Origin of the sequence: Pseudoduganella sp. LjRoot289, assembly GCF_964252925.1 — a bacterium.
Lineage (GTDB): Bacteria > Pseudomonadota > Gammaproteobacteria > Burkholderiales > Burkholderiaceae_D > Rugamonas.
This window is the reverse complement of sequence record NZ_CAXUPN020000001.1, coordinates 2675449-2691379: the sequence shown is the minus strand read 5'-3', so window position 1 is coordinate 2691379 and position 15931 is coordinate 2675449. Positions and strand designations below refer to the sequence as shown.

The 15931-nt window shown below is 66.9% G+C and carries 10 protein-coding genes; 4 read left to right on the top strand and 6 right to left on the bottom strand.

Features of this window, described 5'->3' with window-relative positions; all coding sequences use genetic code 11:
* Together ACSQ8Y_RS11220 and ACSQ8Y_RS11215 are read left to right on the top strand one after the other, a co-directional pair.
* On the top strand, window positions 1–3882 hold the full coding sequence (locus tag ACSQ8Y_RS11220; RefSeq protein WP_436266543.1) for a peptidase domain-containing ABC transporter: 3882 nt from the start codon (window positions 1–3) through the stop codon (window positions 3880–3882).
* Window positions 3882–5246, top strand: coding sequence for an HlyD family type I secretion periplasmic adaptor subunit (locus ACSQ8Y_RS11215; protein WP_436266542.1), 1365 nt, complete (start codon window positions 3882–3884; stop codon window positions 5244–5246). Before ACSQ8Y_RS11220 ends, ACSQ8Y_RS11215 begins: the two co-directional genes overlap by 1 nt.
* 61 nt (window positions 5247–5307) lie before the next feature.
* Here the strand turns inward: ACSQ8Y_RS11215 and ACSQ8Y_RS11210 are convergent, their stop codons facing one another.
* The gene (locus ACSQ8Y_RS11210) at window positions 5308–5760 is read right to left on the bottom strand and encodes a hypothetical protein (protein ID WP_436266541.1); all 453 of its coding nucleotides are present in this window, start codon (window positions 5758–5760) and stop codon (window positions 5308–5310) included.
* Between the two features lie 2673 nt (window positions 5761–8433).
* Between ACSQ8Y_RS11210 and ACSQ8Y_RS11205 the strand changes: the two genes are divergently transcribed.
* Together ACSQ8Y_RS11205 and ACSQ8Y_RS11200 are read left to right on the top strand one after the other, a co-directional pair.
* Complete coding sequence (locus ACSQ8Y_RS11205; protein WP_436266540.1) at window positions 8434–9543, top strand: hypothetical protein; 1110 nt, start codon at window positions 8434–8436, stop codon at window positions 9541–9543.
* Window positions 9544–9611: 68 nt separating this feature from the next.
* Complete coding sequence (locus tag ACSQ8Y_RS11200) at window positions 9612–11165, top strand: GlcNAc-transferase family protein (RefSeq protein ID WP_436266539.1); 1554 nt, start codon at window positions 9612–9614, stop codon at window positions 11163–11165.
* 12 nt (window positions 11166–11177) lie between these two features.
* On the opposite strand, the gene ACSQ8Y_RS11195 is transcribed toward ACSQ8Y_RS11200, so the two are convergent.
* From ACSQ8Y_RS11195 to ACSQ8Y_RS11175, 5 genes are all read right to left on the bottom strand, one after another.
* The gene (locus ACSQ8Y_RS11195) at window positions 11178–11765 is read right to left on the bottom strand and encodes a DUF4337 domain-containing protein (protein WP_436266538.1); all 588 of its coding nucleotides are present in this window, start codon (window positions 11763–11765) and stop codon (window positions 11178–11180) included.
* A 19-nt stretch (window positions 11766–11784) separates the two neighbouring features.
* Entirely contained in the window at window positions 11785–12519 is a 735-nt protein-coding gene (locus ACSQ8Y_RS11190) for a carbonic anhydrase (RefSeq protein WP_436266537.1), read from the bottom strand.
* 91 nt (window positions 12520–12610) lie between these two features.
* Window positions 12611–13546 carry a 5'-nucleotidase gene (locus tag ACSQ8Y_RS11185; RefSeq protein WP_436266536.1) on the bottom strand — a complete coding sequence of 312 codons (936 nt, stop codon included), beginning with the start codon at window positions 13544–13546 and terminating at the stop codon, window positions 12611–12613.
* Window positions 13546–14784 (bottom strand): GAF domain-containing protein, encoded by a 1239-nt coding sequence (locus ACSQ8Y_RS11180; RefSeq protein ID WP_436266535.1) that lies wholly within the window; start codon window positions 14782–14784, stop codon window positions 13546–13548. Before ACSQ8Y_RS11180 ends, ACSQ8Y_RS11185 begins: the two co-directional genes overlap by 1 nt.
* Complete coding sequence (locus ACSQ8Y_RS11175) at window positions 14784–15890, bottom strand: serine/threonine protein kinase (protein WP_436266534.1); 1107 nt, start codon at window positions 15888–15890, stop codon at window positions 14784–14786. Before ACSQ8Y_RS11175 ends, ACSQ8Y_RS11180 begins: the two co-directional genes overlap by 1 nt.
* Window positions 15891–15931: the final 41 nt, after the last annotated feature.

Below are 15931 nucleotides of genomic sequence, written 5' to 3'. Positions count from 1 at the left end.
ATGAACACCACAACTACCGAGGCCGACAAGCCGACCGCGCCTACGCCGCGCCCCTCCCAGCTGGACGGCCCGCTGGGCCAGGTGCTGCGCTCGCCCGACCTGCGCCGGGCCGCGCCCGGCCTGGCCCTGTCGGCGCTGCTGTCCAATCTGTTGTCACTGGGCCTGCCGCTGGCCATCCTGCAGATCATGGACAGGGTGGTCGCCAACCAGGCGCTCGAGACGCTGGCGCTGCTGGTGACCGGCATCGTGGTGGCGCTGCTGCTGGAAGAAGTGCTGCGCACCGTCAGCGCCTCGATCACCGGCTGGCTCGGCATACGCTATGAGCACACCACGGCGACGGCCGCGCTGGAACGCCTGCTGGCGGTGCCGATGCGCCGCTTCCGGACCGAGGAGGCCGGCACCTACGCCGAGCGCATCCTGGCCAGCACGCGGGTGGCCGAGTTCTATTCCGGACAGGCGCTGCTGGTAGTGTTCGACCTGCCCTTCGTGCTGCTGTTCCTGGCCATCGTGCTCGCCATCGGCGGCTGGGTGGCCCTGGTGCCGGCGGTGTTGCTGGCGTTGTTCGCGGCGCTGAGCCTGCGCTTCGGGCGGCGACTTGGCGCGCAGATCGAACAGCGCCAACTGCTCGACGACCGCCGCAGCAGTTTCCTGGCCGAGGTGCTGGCCAACATCCATACCGTCAAGACCCAGGCCATGGAGCTGTTGATGCTGCGCCGCTACGAGCGCCTGCAGGAGGCCAACGCCGGCATCGGCGAGCAGCTCACCAATAGCAGCGCGCGCGCCGGCGACCTGGGCACGCTGTTCTCGCAAGTGATGGTGGTGGCGGTGGTCGCCGCCGGCTCCGCGGCCGTGATCGCCGGCCAGATGACGCCGGGCGGCCTGGCCGCCGTGATGCTGCTGTCGGTGCGGGCGCTGCAACCCTTGCGGCGCGGCCTGGCCGTGTGGCTGCGCTACCAGTCCTTCGCCGCCGCCCAGCAGCGCCTGAACGACATCATGGCCCTGCCGTGCGAAGACGGCGCCGGCCTGCTGCCATTGGCGCCGGTCACGCAGGGGCTCGAATTGCGCGACATCCATTTGCGCCATGGCGGCGCGGCGCTGTTTGCCGGCCTGTCGCTGCAAGTACAGGCGGGGCAGTGCATCGCCATCCAGGGCGGCAGCGGCAGCGGCAAAACCAGCTTGCTGTCATTGATCAACGGCCTGGAGCAACCCGACAGCGGCCAGGTGCTGCTGGACGGGCGGCCGCTGGCGGACAGCGCGCCGGAAAGCATCCACAAGGAGATTGCCTTCCTGCCGCAGTCCGGCCAGATCCTGGCCGGCACCATCCTCGACAATCTGACCATGTTCGAGCCCGCCCTGAACCAGCAGGCGCTGGCGGCGGCCCGCGACATGGGGCTGGACCGGCTGGTGGCCGGCATGAAAGCCGGCTATGAAACCCAGCTCGGTGAAGGGCAGGGCGAGACCTTGCCGGAAGGCGTGCGCCAGATGATCGCCATCGTGCGCGCGCTGGTCCACGATCCGAGCGTGATCCTGTTCGACGAGACCAACATCTCGCTCGACATGGACGGCGACAAGCGCCTGCGCGATTACCTGGCGGCCTGGAAGGGCGTGCGCACCATGATCCTGGTCACGCACCGGCCTTCGATGCTGTCGCTGGCCGACCACGTCTACACGCTGGCCGACGGCACCCTGCGTCCAGGCACACTGGCCGACACGGGCGCCGATGCCGGCGCGCCGGCACCGGCCATGCCGCCCCGGCCGGAGCGGACTGCCGGCCTGGCGGCGCTGGTGGCGCGCCAATACGCGGTGCCGTCCGACCTGGCCCTGTGCCTGCCGCCGCTGCTGGACGCGCTGCAGTGGCAAGGACGGCCGCGCCATTTGGCCGACGCGCTGCCGCATCTGGCGCAGCAGCTGGATTTGACCGGCTTGTGCAGCGTGCTGTCCAACCTGGGCTGGCAGCCGCGCCATTTCGAGGCCGAGCTGGCCACGCTGGACGCGCGCCTGACGCCCTGCCTGTTCCTGACCGCCGGCAAACCGGCGCTGGTGGTGCTGGGCCGCATGGCCGACGGCCGCTTGCGCGTGTTCGACGGCGGTAGCGGCGGCGAACGTTTGCTCGATGAGGGCGAGCAGGCGCTGGCCGGCGCGGCCTACCTGTTCGTGGCGCCGCCGCAAGGCGTCCCGGCGCACGGCGGCGACAGCTGGTTCGGCGGCCTGGTGTGGCGCCTGCGCAAGCACCTGGGGCTGGTCCTGGGCCTGACCGTGGCCTCCACGGCTCTGGCGCTGATGCCGCCGCTGTTCGTGCGCACCGTGTACGACACCGTGATCCCGAGCGGCGATCTCAAGCTGGGCGCCATGCTGACCCTGGGCGTGCTGCTGACGATAGGCCTGGACTGGCTGCTGCGCGGCCTGAAAAACCGGGTGCTGGCCTACGTCGGCGGGCGTACCGAATATTTGCTGGGCACCAGCCTGTTCGAACGCATCGTCTGCCTGCCGGCCAGCGCCACCGAGGGCGCGTCGAGCGCGCGCCAGGTCGAGCGCATCAAGAACCTGGAGAGCCTGCGCGAATTCTTCCTCGGTCCGCTGGTGATGATCGCCTTCGAGCTGCCCGCCAGTGTCGTCATGCTGGTGGCCCTGGCGCTGATCAATCCGTGGGCGGTGGTGGTGCTGCTGGCGGCGGTGGCCATCTATGCCGCGCTGTGGTTCGGCGGGCGGCGCTGGAACCAGGCCGCGATGGCGCGCGCATCGCGCCTGACGGCCGAACGCAGCGCCTTGCTCAACGAGGTGCTGGCGGGCATGCGCTTGATCCGCAGCGCCGGCGCCGCGCGCACCTGGCTGCAGCGCTTCCACGGCGTCAGCGGCAAGGCCGTGCTGGCCGGCTTCGAGGACCAGCAGCTGCGCGTGCGCACGGCCGGCGTGGCGCAGGTGCTGGGCATGTGCGCCGGCCTGTTCGCGATGGCCGTTTCGGCCTACCTGGCCATCGGCGGCGCGCTCAGCGGCGGCGCCATGATGGCCACCATGATGATCGTGTGGCGCTTGACCGGGCCGATCCAGAACATCTTCCAGGCTGCCAGCGCGCTGGTGCGGATAGGCGCCAACCGGCGCCAGATCGAGAACCTGATGCGCATGCCGACCGAGCGCGACACCGGCATCAAGCCGGCCGCGCGCCCGGCCATGGGCGGCGAACTGGCGTTCTCGCGGGTCTCGTTCCGCTACGCCAACGACGCCGATCCGGCGCTGCTGGGCATCAATTTCACGGTGACGCCGGGCCAGATGGTGGTGGTCGCCGGACCGAACGGGGCCGGCAAGTCGACCCTGCTCAAGCTCATCGTGCGGGTGTACTCGCCGCAGGCCGGCACCATCCGGCTGGACCAGGTCGACATTCGCCAGCTGGCGGCGCCCGAACTGCGCGGCGGCGTCAGCTACATGCCGCAGAACTGCGAGCTGTTCCACGGCACCGTGCTGCAAAACCTGACGCTGGTGCATCCGGTGGCCACCATGGAAGAGGTGCAGTGGGCGGTGGAGATGGCTGGCCTGGCCGAGGATATCGCGGCGCTGCCGCAGGGCTTCGAGACGCGCATTTCCAATAGCCGCAGCGAGCAGCTGCCCTACGGTTTCCGGCAGCGCCTGATGCTGGCGCGCGCCATGCTCAAGCCGGCAGCCGTGGTGCTGCTCGACGAGCCGGGCACCGGCATGGACCAGGCCGGCGAACAGGCGCTGCTGCGCTGCATCGCCTGGCTGCGCGGGCGCAGCACCTTGCTGGTGGTATCGCACCGCCCGGGCCATATGCGCATGGCCGATGCGGTGATCTGTATGAAGAATGGCGCGCTGACGGCGATGGGGCCGTTCGACAGTGTGAAGACTAACGTAATGGCGGGACTGGGCTGATGATGAAGAAGATAATCCAACAAATATGGTCGGGCGGGTCCGCCCGGGGCGGCATGGGCGGGCGCGAGCGGCGCCTGTTGTCGGAGGCGGTGCGGGTAGAGGAGGAGCTGGTGCCAGCCTTCGTGCGTCCGCTGCTCGGGCTGGTGGCGGTGGTGGTGCTGCTGTTCATGGTGTGGGCGGCCGTGACCGATATCACCGAAGTGGCGCGCGCGCCGGGCGAGGTGGCGCCTTCCGGGCAGATCAAGGTGGTGCAGCATCTCGACGGCGGAGCCGTGGCCGAGGTGCTGGTCGAGGAAAAGGCGCTGGTGCAGCAGGGCCAGGTGCTGGTGCGCCTGGACGGCGCGCAGGCGCAGGCCGATCTGCGCCAGACCGCCGTGCGCATGGTGTCGCTGCGGCTGCGGGCTGAACGGCTGAGCGCCTATGTCGAGCAGCGTGCGCCCAATTTCGCCGCGCTGGCGCCGGACCATCCCGAGCTGGTCGGCCACCAGCAGCAGATTTACCAGACCCAGGTCAAGAGCCGCGAGTCCGCGCTGGCCATCCTGGACCACCAGATCAGCCAGCGCGGCGACCGCCTGCAGCAGCTGCGCAAGGGCCTGTCCATGGCCCAGGAACAGCAAGGGCTGACCGGCGAGCTGGCCTCGATGCGCGAGGACCTGGCCAACCGCAAGCTGGTCAACCGCTCGGTGCTGCTCGAGACGCGGCGCGCCAAGGTCAGCGCCGAAGGCGAAGTGGCCCGGGTGGGCTCGGACATCAAGGTCTCCGAGCAGGAACTGGAGGAAATCCGCAGCCGCCGGGTCGACGCGACCAACCAGCTGCGGCGGGAAGCATTGGCCGAGCTGGGCGTGGTCAGCGCCGAACTGGCCGAGGTGGGTGAATCGGTGGCCAGGCTGCAGGCGCGGGTGGACCGCCTGGTGGTGCGCGCACCCACGCGCGGCTACGTGCAGGATCTGAAAGTGCTGACCGTGGGGCAGGTGGTGCCGCCGGGCGGCCTGATGCTGCAAATCGTGCCCGACAATGTGCCGCTGGAAGCGGTGGTGCGGATCGCGCCCAAGGACATCGGCTACGTGACGGTGGGCCAGCCGGTCAACCTGCGCGTGACCAGTTTCGACTACGCCCGTTTCGGCTTCGCCGAGGGCAAGCTCAAGCGCGTGACGGCCACCAGCGTGGTGGGCGAGGATGGCCGGCCGTATTTCAGGGGCTGGGTCTCGCTGCCGCAGCCGTACGTGGGCCGTCAGGCCGGGCGTTATCCGCTGCAGCCGGGCATGGCGGTCGAGGCCGAGATCCTCACCGGTGAGAAGACCGTGCTGTCCTATCTGTCCAAGCCTTTGCTGGACATGTTCTCGCACTCGTTCCGCGAACGCTAGGCGCCGGTACCGGGGCGCCGGCTATAACCTCTGGCCGTGTGGAACGGCACGAAAGGAGAAGTTATACTCGGGTATCAAAATATGCTTCTAGGAAATTCTCATGGCCAGCGACGACCAAAACAACAACAGTGCCGATAACCGTCCGCCGCAGTCCGGCGCCGGGGCCAACCCGCAGAGCGAGGCGGCACTGTTCGACGATTTGACCGTACTGAGTCGCGGCCAGGGACTGGGCGACACCAGCCGTACCGACAAGATGGGCGAAGCGCCGGAGCGGGTGGACAACACCGGCAATGAGAACGTGCAGGGCGACCTGGGCGCCAACGACAGGCGCGCCCAGGAAGTGGCGCCGGAAGGTGCTCCGGACGAGCAGGGACTGCCGGCTGCCGCAGGTGGGGCCGGAGACGGGCTGGCTATTGGGACCATAGCAACCGGCAGCACCGGCGGCCAGCTGGGCGTGCCCTTTGTCGACCAGGTGTTGCCGCAAGCGGACATTCAGCTCGGCGGACAGGGCCAAGGCAACGGCGGGGTGCAGGCAGGCGGAGCGGCAGACAATGCAGCCAACGCTGCGCCGCAGAATCCGGACGTAGCGGCGACCGGAGCGTCGCAGGGATCGTCGAATGCCGTCGGCCTTGGCGGAGCGCCAGCCACGGCAGGTGTGCCTGCGCCGACCGGAATCCCGGCGCCGACCGACACCCCGGCACCGACGGAGACGCCCGCACCGACCAATACGCCGGCACCAACCGATACGCCGGCACCAACCGACACACCGGCGCCAACCGACACGCCGGCACCGACGGCTACGCCAGCACCAACCGATACGCCGGCACCGACGGCTACGCCAGCACCAACCGATACACCAGCGCCAACGGCTACGCCAGCACCAACCGATACGCCAGCACCAACCGATACGCCAGCGCCAACCGATACGCCAGCGCCAACGGCTACGGCAGCGCCAACCGATGCGCCAGCACCGACGGCTACGCCAGCACCAACGGCTACGCCAGCACCAACCGATACTCCTGCTCCAACAGCGACGCCGGCCCCGACCGAAACGCCAACACCGACTGACACGCCAGCTCCGACCGCGACGCCGGCGCCGAATCTGACGCCAGCTCCGACCGAAACGCCAGTTCCAACCGAGACACCTGCGCCAACCGAAACGCCGGCACCAACGGCCACGCCGGCGCCGACCGAGACGCCAGCTCCAACTGAGACGCCAGCTCCAACCGAGACTCCAGCTCCAACCGAGACGCCAGCTCCAACCGAGACGCCAGCTCCAACCGAGACATCAGCACCAGCGCCGACCGACACGCCTGCGCCAACAACCACGCCGGCTCCAACGAGCACGCCAGCGCCCACCGAAACGTCAGCTCCGACTGAAACTCCAGTTCCGACTGGAACTCCAGCGCCTACCGAAACGCCAGCTCCGACTGAAACTCCAGTTCCGACTGAAACTCCAGCGCCTACCGAGACGCCGGCTCCGACTGAGACTCCAGTTCCGACTGAAACTCCAGCGCCTACTGAGACGCCGGCTCCGACTGAGACTCCAGTTCCGACTGAAACTCCAGCGCCTACCGAGACGCCGGCTCCGACTGAGACTCCAGCGCCTACCGAGACGCCAACTCCGACCGAGACGCCAGCGCCCACCGAGACGCCAGCTCCGACAGAAACGCCAGCGCCTACTGAAACGCCAGCACCAACTGAGACGCCCGCGCCCACCGAGACGCCTGCTCCAACCGAGACGCCAGCTCCGACTGGGACGCCGACGCCAACCGAGACCCCGGCTCCGACCGGAACCCCCGCGCCGACGGACACGCCAGCGCCTACGGGCACGCCAGCGCCAACTGAAGCTCCTAATGGTTCGCATGACAACAACGGCCACGGCAACGGTGATCAAAACGCGCCCGGAAACTCTGGTGGCCACAACAATGCAGAAAATGCGGGTGGCGGCCAAAACCCAACTGAAACGCCAGCGCCTACCAGCACACCTGCGCCGACCGATACACCAAATGGCTCACACGAGAACAACGGCTTCGGAAACGGCGACCAGAGCGCGCCAGGCAATTCTGGAGACAAAAATAATGCGGAAAACGCTGGCGGCGGCCAAACTTCGACGCCAACGCCAGTACCAACCGACACCCCAGCGCCTACTGTGACACCGGCGCCGACGGAAACCCCAGCACTAACGGAGACGCCTGAGTCAACGGAAACTCCAGCGCCAACGGAGACACCTGCGCCGACGGAAACCCCAGCGCCAACGGAAACCCCAGCGCCAACGGAGACGCCAGCGCCAACGGAGACGCCAGCGCCAACGGAGACGCCAGCGCTAACCGAGACTCCAGCGCCAACGGAAACCCCGGTTCCGACGGAGGCGCCTGCGCCAACCGAGACACCTGCGCCAACGGAAACCCCGGCGCCAACGGAGAGCCCGGCGCCGACGGAGACGCCTTCGCCAACGGAAACCCCAACGCCAACGGAGACGCCAGCGCCAACGGAGACCCCAACGCCAACGGAGACCCCAACGCCAACGGAGACCCCAACGCCAACGGAGACGCCTGCGCCAACGGAAACCCCAACGCCAACGGAAACCCCAACGCCAACGGAGACGCCAGCGCCAACGGAGACCCCAACGCCAACGGAGACCCCAGCGCCAACGGAGACCCCAACGCCAACGGAGACCCCAGCGCCAACGGAGACCCCAGCGCCAACGGAAACCCCAGCGCCAACGGAAACCCCAGCGCCAACGGAGACCCCAGCGCCGACGGAGACGCCTGCGCCAACGGAAACCCCTGCGCCAACGGAGACGCCTGCGCCAACCGAGACCCCAGCGCCAACGGAAACCCCGACGCCAACCGAAACGCCAGAGCCTACTGAGGCTCCAGATGGTTCGCATGATAACAACGGTCATGGCAACGGCGATCAGAATGCGCCAGGAAACTCTGGTGAGCACAATAATGCGGAAAACGCAGGCGGCGGTCAGGCTCCAACGGAGACGCCAGCACCAACAGATACGCCTGTGCCGACCGACACGCCAGCGCCTACCAGCACACCTGCGCCGACCGATGCACCTAACGGCTCGAACGCAAATAATGGCCATGGCAACGGCGACCAAACGGCGCCCGGTAACTCTGGTGATAATAATAATGCCGAGAACGCCGGCGGCGGCCTGACTCCTACCCCGACGCCAGTGCCTACCAGTACGCCGGCACCAACCGAGACGCCAGAGCCGACCAGCACACCTGCGCCTACCGGTGCGCCGGATGGCTCGCACGCGAACAATGGCCATGGCAACGGTGACCAGACTGCGCCCGGAAATTCAGGCAGCCATAACAATGCGGAGAATGCAGGTGGCGATCAAACGCCAACCCAGGCGCCGGAGCCGACCGAAACGCCAGCGCCGTCCAGTGCGCCCGAGCCGACCGACGCGCCAGACGGCTCGCACGCCAATAACGGGCATGGCAACGGCGACCAGACGGCGCCAGGAAACTCGGGCAGCCACAACAATGCTGAGAACGCCAGCGGCGACCCGGCATCTACGCCTGCGCCAACGGAGACGCCAGCGCCGACCAGTACGCCTGAGCCGACCGAGGCGCCAAACGGTTCGCACGCCAACAATGGCCACGGCAACGGCGATCAGGCCGCGCCAGGAAACTCGGGCAGCCACAACAACGCCGAGAACGCTGGCGGCGGCCTGACGCCTGCGGCCACCGACGCGCCGGCATCGACCAGCGCCCCTGCGCCGACTGAGGCTCCAGCCAATAATGGCAACGGCAACGGCAACGGCAACGGCAATGAAAATGGCGGCGGAAGCGGCAGCCACGGCAACGGCAACGGCAAAGCGAAAGTCAGCGCCATGAAGGCCGACGATGCGGATGGCAGCGGTAACTCGGCCTCCGCAAGCCATACGCTCGCCGACGGCGACAGCGCGAAAGCCCAGGTGCAGTCCTTGCACGAGGAGCCATCGCTTGGCCTGAGCCAGCACAGCGAAGGCGGATCGGCGCCGGCAACGCACGGCGCGCTTGATGCCGGACCGGATGCCGACCTGTTCGACTTCGGCGACGTTTCCCACCAAGCCGCGCTTGGTGGCGGGAACTGGGCCGACGTGATCGAAATGGACTTCAACCACGAGGCGGCCGGCGCGCAAGGCGGCGCCTGGACGGAGGAGATCGATGGCCAGCACATGGTGGACGGCCACTCGGCGGCGCAAGACCACTCGGCGGGACACGGCCATGGCCAGGCCGCTGCGGACAATCACCACCTCGCCGCGCTCGATCCTTCCGACAAGGTCGCGTGGTAGCATGACGCAACACGGTGCGCCTGGCTCCAGGCGCACCATTTCCACCGGATTCCATGGACAGCGCCGTTTTGCAACCCACCATTTTCGTTTCCATCGCCAGCTACCGCGACCCTGATTGCCAGAACACGGTGCGCGACCTGTTTGAAAAGGCTGCCCATCCCGAGCGGGTCTTTATCGGCATTTGCTGGCAGTCGGTGCCGCTCGAGGACGACGACTGCTTTGTGCTGGAGACCCGTCCCGAGCAAGTGCGCACCATCCGTGTGCACGCGGCCGACAGCAAAGGCGCATGCTGGGCGCGCGCCCAGGTGCAGACACTGTGGCAGGGCGAGGATTACTATCTGCAAGTGGACAGCCACATGCGCTTCGTGGCCGGCTGGGACGATGTGCTGATCGCCATGCTGGCGCAGTGCGACAGCGCGCGGCCGCTGCTGTCGACCTATCCGCTCGCGTTCACGCCGCCCGACACCTATGGCGCCGACGGCGTGGTGACGATCCATCCGAAAGAATTCGACGAAACCGGCGTACTGGCCCAGCGCTCCGAGATCGCCAGCATGAAGGACGCGCCGCCCTCACCGCAGCGCAATGCCCATATCGGCGCCGGCTTGATCTTCGCGGCCGGACGCGTGGTGGCCGAGGTGCCCTACGACCCGTATCTGTATTTCGAGGGAGAGGAAATCACGCTGGCGGCGCGCCTGTGGACCAGCGGCTGGGACATATTCGTGCCCAATGCCGTGGTGGCCTACCACGACTACGGCCGCCGTCCGGAGCGCCCTCGGCACTGGAAGGATCAAAGTGATTGGGACGTCCTCAATCAGCACGCCCGCAAACGCGTACGTCATCTGCTCGGAATAGAACGCAGCCGCGAAGGCGCCGACCTGGTCGACATCGAGCGCCATGGACTGGGAACTGTGCGCTCGCTGGCCGAATACGAAACTTACTCAGGCCTCGACTTCCGCGCCAGGCTGCATCGCGGGCGCCCTCTGGTGAAGCCGGAGCTGGCCGCCGGCCATGCGAGCCAGGCCGCTGCGCGGCAGACGGTGTTCGGCCGGATCTGGCGCGACAATCTTTGGGGCGGCGTGGAGTCCCGTTCCGGCGGCGGCTCCACGCTGGCATCCACCGTGGCGCTGCGGGGATGGCTGCCGCAAGTGCTGGATTTTCTCGGGGTGCGGATATTGGCCGACGCCGGCTGCGGCGACGTCCAGTGGTGCAAGGAGACGGCGGCGGGGCTGCGCCTTTACCTGGGTTTCGACATCGTGCCGGAACTGGTCGCCGAGCTGCGCACGCGCTTCAAGGAACAGACACACTGCCTGTTCTCGGAGGCGGACATCGTCACCGCCACCTTGCCACAGGCCGACGCGGTGCTGTGCCGTGACTGTTTGACGCATTTGCCGCTGGACGCGGTGACGATGGCGCTGGAGCGTTTCCGCGCCAGCGGTGCCCGTTATCTGATCGCCACTACGCACGCCGTGGGCCGCAACTCGTGGATACCCGCCGGCGGCTGGCAGGCGCTGGACCTGACTGCCGCGCCGTTCAACCTGCCGGCGCCGCGCATGATGCTGGACGAGGGCGGCGCCAAACGCATGGGTGTCTGGGCCATGGCCGATTTGCCGGTACGCGCCTGAGGCGGGCCGGAATCAGGACAGCAGCGCCACCAGCCCGTTGGGATGGATGGGCCACGAAGCCAGGCCGGCCACGCCCATCAGCACCCCGAAGGCGGTCGGCACCATCGCCACCAGGTACAGGCCGAACACCTCGGTCAGCGAGGTGATGGCCAGCAGCGCGATGGCGATGGCCAGCAAGGTGTCGGACAGATCGAATTGGTCGTCTTTGAAGTTGGCGGCGTCGTAGTCGCGTTGATCCTGTTCGGCCTGGGCTTTGACGTCGGACTTCTTTTTTTCCTGGTCGGCGACCAGTGCGTCGTACTGCTTGATGGCGTCCCGGTAGGCGGCTTGTTCGGCTTCCGGGCGGCCCATCTGGTTTAGTTTCAGCTGCACCAGCGTTGCCTTGGCCACTTCTTCGCGCACATTGCGCGCCTGATAATAATTCCAGTGGTCGATGCGGTTCGCTTGCAGTTGCTGCATCTGCTGGCAGATGTTGTCGTCCTTGACTTTGCATATGCCCATAAAGGTGGCCAGCAGCGCGACGGTGATGGCCACCAAAACGTTCAGCTTCCTGCTGGCCGCACTGGAGCCCTTCGGTTCCGGGAGCTCGATAGGATCCATGGTGCGGCTTTCGGTCTGATTAATTCAGGATAGGACGTCCGTTACGCGGCTGCACCGGACGGTTGTTCGGATGATGGATCAGTTCCGCGAACGACGACACCTGCTCCTTCGACACCGTCACGGGGCTCTTCATCACCAGCCAGCGCACGCCTTCCGAGCATGGCGGCGTGGTCAGCGAGCCGCTGAAGCGGTAGTAGGCGCGCTTGGTGGGCAGCAGGGCTGCGGCGCTCAGCGGCGTGGCCAGGGCGGCCTTGGCGCCGGCTTCCTTCGGCAGTTGCGGCCACAGGGCCTTCAGGGCCTTGTTTTCAGCGCCTTCCTTGAACATTACCGCGACCACGGCCAGGTTGCCGTCCTTGTCGGCGTGCACCAGGTGCACTTCCAGCGGGTAGGACACGCCGGCGATCAGGTTTTCGCTGGGGGCGTGGAAGTGGTACTGCTTCAGTTCAAAGCGCTCGCCGTCCAGCCACAGCGCGCTGCCGGGCGCGAAGCCCACCTGCAGCGTGTGGCCGTTGTTGAGCACTTCATTGCCGCCAGCCTGGTATTCCATCTTCAATGGCTTGAGGGCCGCCTGGATGGTGCCGCTTACATCGACCGGCGACTGGTTCTTGCCGCTGCTGCAGGCAAAGTTGTCGGCGCTGAGTTTGGCCCACTGGTCCGGGCCTTCGGCGCCGGAGTAGGTCCAGTGCGCGCCGTCGCCGGCGAATGCTGTCAGGCTGGCGCAGGCCAGCAAGCTTGCGAGTACGAGTCGTTTCACGATTGCTCCTTTGTGGTTGTGCTGCTTCAATATAGTGACGCAGCATGCCGCAAAATACGTGAATTGTCACTAGGGCTATAACGCAACACTTCTATTCACTTTTTAGATTTGCAATGCCGAACGGAACGTGCACCATGGGGATGGTGCCGCCTTCGGACTTCAGGTGGCTGAGCTGGTCGTCGAAAAAGATATGCGGCTTGAGGATGGCCAGTACGCGGGCTTTCTCCATGCCGCCCAGGAAGAAGGTCTCGTTGGCCGATACGCCCCAGTTCTTCAGCGTGGTCACCACCCGTTCGTGCGACGGCGCGCTGCGCGCGGTGATGATGGCGATGCGCAGGATGCGCTTGTAGCCGGGGTTGCGGCGCGCCAGCGCGGATTCGTAGCGCTGCATCACGTGCAGCTTGCGGAACAGGTCCGCAAGCGGGCCGGGACGGTGCGGTATCGCCACGCGCTCGGTTTCATGGGCATGGAATTCCTGCACGTCGTTGTTGCGTTTGAAGACCGTTTCGGATTCGTCGTCGGCGATCACGCCGTCGAAGTCGAATGCCACGCGCAACTCCAGGTCGTCCTCGTCGTCGTCGATCAGCGAGGGTAGCACCAGGCCCGCCGGGTAGTTGTTTGCCAGCGCACCGGCCACGTCGGCTGCGTTCGCGCTGAGGAACAGCGAGGTGTTGAAGGCGGGCAGATAGGTGTAAGGCGCCTTGCCGGTGACGAAGGCGGCGCGCGAGATGTCCAGGCCATAGTGGGCGATGGATTTCATCACGCGCAGGCCGGTCTCCGGCGAGTTGCGCGACAGGAGCACCACCTCCACCGGGCTGTGGTCGGGAAAGTGCTTGTTGATGTTGAGGAAGCGGCGGATGAAGGGGAAGGCCACGCCTTTGCCCAGGATGGTGCCGATATGGGTTTCCTGGTATTTGCGGTACTCCTCTTCGCCGCCTTCTTCGTAGACCTGGTGCGAGGCGCTCAGGTCGAACAAGGCGCTGGATGCAATACCGATGACCAGCTTGTTTTGTATGGGGTAGGACATCAGGCTTTCGGTGGACGCAGCACGCCCGTGACCTGGAAACGGATCTCGCCGTCCGGGCCGGGCGTGGTAGTGACGTGAAGTTCGCGGATGCCTTGTTGCGCGGCGCTCATCAGGAGCGGGCCGACGGCGCTGGCGACCAGGGTTTGTTCGACGTCCGGCAACGCAGGTATAGGCGGGCGCACAGCGTCGGCGCGCGGCGTGTCAGGTTGTGGCGCTTCGGGTTGCGGCGTTTCGGCGTGAGGCGTCTCGGCGTGCGGCGTTTCGGCGCCGAAGAACTGGTTGACCATCCAGCCGAATTCGCGCCGTGTGGTCACGCAGTAGATCGGCGTCGCCTGCGGGAATACGCGCTGCACCGCGCCGCTGGCCTTGAGCTGGTCCGGATCGACTGCCAGGATGAACAGGCCGTGGCGGCCTTCCTCGATCGGCATCCACTGGTTCTGCACCACGTATTCGCGGTTGAAACTGTCGAGCAGGCCCTGCGGACGGCGCCGGTCGACCTGGAACATGAAATAGGGTACGCCGAAGAAGTCGGCCAGGGCGCGGCCCACCAGCGCCGGTTTGACGGCCAGCTCGTCCAGCAGCACGTCCTCGATGTCGACGCCGCGGGCGGCCGCGCTGCGCAGCGCCAGGTCGAGCTGGGCGCGCGGCAGCACCGATTCGGACAGCATGCCGGCGAAGCGGCCGCGGTCGCGCGCGGGCGCCTTGTGGCGGTGCGCGAAGGCGATCGCGATCGAGTCGCACAGGTGCTGCACGCCTTCCTCGACCATGGCGTCGAACGCGCCGCCCTGGCGGTTGTTGATCAGCTGGAGCACGCCGAGTACGGCGCCGTCGTCGGCCAGGATGGGCGCAACCAGCATTTGCTCGGTGCGGTAGCCGGTGCGCCGGTCCACGCCCTGCTGGAAGCACAGCGCCGGGTCGTGCCGCCGCAGCTCGGCCTCGTCGTACACGTCCAGCAGGTTCAGCATCTTCTTCGACAGCGCGGCGTAGCCGGCGATGCTCTGCGCGGAGATCGGCAGCTTGAGCTGCTTGAACGAGGCCAGGCCGGTCTTGAGCTTGGACACCATGCTGCTCTTGTCTTCGGACAGCGCGTAGATGGTGAGCCGGTCGCCCCGGAACAGCTCGCACAGCTCGGCCGACATCTCCAGCATGATGTCGTCGATGTCCTGCGTGGCGTGGATCTTGTTGGTCAGCAGCTGCAAGCGTTTGAAGAAGTGCAGCCTGTCCTCGGCGGAACTCATCACCGCTTCCCGCTGGCGGGCACGCCGGGCGGCGTGGTGACCACGGTCGCATCGTCGTCGACGCCGGGACCGGACGGGAAGGGCAGGCCCACGCCCGAGATCTGGGTAGCGTCCGGGTCGATGTCGCCGGCGCCGGCGCCGGGCAGGGTGCCGGGCAGCGGCCGGGTGCCGGTGCCCGCGCTGGCGCCCGAACCGGCGCTGGCCAGGAAGGAATTGGGCGCGCGCGCCAGCGGCGGCATGGTGTCGTCCACATCCACTTCCTCGCCGTCCAGGGCCCGTTTCAAGTCTTCCTTGAAGCTGCGCGCGGTCGGGTAGCGGTCCTCGGGGCGCTTGGCCAGCGCCCGCAGCACCACGCGGTCGAACATGGGACTGATCAAGGGACTGAGCACGCTGGGCAGCTCCGGCTGTTCGTAGACGATCTTCTGCTGCACGGCGAACAGCCCCTGGCCGACGAAGGGTTTCTCGCCGGTCAGGAACTGGTACAGGATGATGCCGACCGCAAAAATGTCCGAACGCGGGCCGACCGCCTGGCCGGTGATCTGCTCGGGCGACATATAGCTGGGCGTGCCGACCATGGTGCCGGCCTCGGTGTGGTTGGCGTTCACGTCCTGCATGCGGGCCACGCCGAAGTCGGTCAGCTTGACGCGCAGCTGGCCGCTCAGCATCACGTTGGCGGGCTTGATGTCGCGGTGGACGATGCCATGCTGGTGGGCGTAGTCGACCGCGTCCAGCAGTTCGCACGTCATGCGCACCGAGTCCTCCAGCGTGAAGTCGAGCGAGAACACCTGGCTGTCGTCGAAGTAGCTGCCCAGCTCCTCGCCGGCGATCAGTTCCATCACCAGGTAGGCTTCGCCGTCCTCTTCGCCGAAATCGTACACGGTGACGATGTTGGGATGGTTCAGGCGCGCGACCGCCTGCGCTTCCTGGATGAAGCGCGAGGAATACTCGGCCCGCAGCGCCGGATCGTCGATCCGGCTCATGTGGATGACCTTGATGGCGACCCGCCGGTTCAGCTTCGGATCGACACCTTCATAGACCAGGCCCATCGCGCCGCGCCCAAGCACGCGCAACAACTGATACCGGCCCAGCTGCTTCAATTCATTCATTGTGTCTGTCGAGTTGCAGGCGAAAGATTTAGTTTATAGCA

Excerpts from the sequence above, each read along its gene's own strand:
- ACSQ8Y_RS11185 (WP_436266536.1), bottom strand. The coding sequence starts at position 13,546 with ATGTCCTACCCCATACAAAACAAGCTGGTCATCGGTATTGCATCCAGC.
- ACSQ8Y_RS11175 (WP_436266534.1), bottom strand. The coding sequence starts at position 15,890 with ATGAATGAATTGAAGCAGCTGGGCCGGTATCAGTTGTTGCGCGTGCTT.
- ACSQ8Y_RS11215 (WP_436266542.1), top strand. The coding sequence starts at position 3,882 with ATGATGAAGAAGATAATCCAACAAATATGGTCGGGCGGGTCCGCCCGG.
- ACSQ8Y_RS11180 (WP_436266535.1), bottom strand. The coding sequence starts at position 14,784 with ATGAGTTCCGCCGAGGACAGGCTGCACTTCTTCAAACGCTTGCAGCTG.
- ACSQ8Y_RS11195 (WP_436266538.1), bottom strand. The coding sequence starts at position 11,765 with ATGGATCCTATCGAGCTCCCGGAACCGAAGGGCTCCAGTGCGGCCAGC.
- ACSQ8Y_RS11220 (WP_436266543.1), top strand. The coding sequence starts at position 1 with ATGAACACCACAACTACCGAGGCCGACAAGCCGACCGCGCCTACGCCG.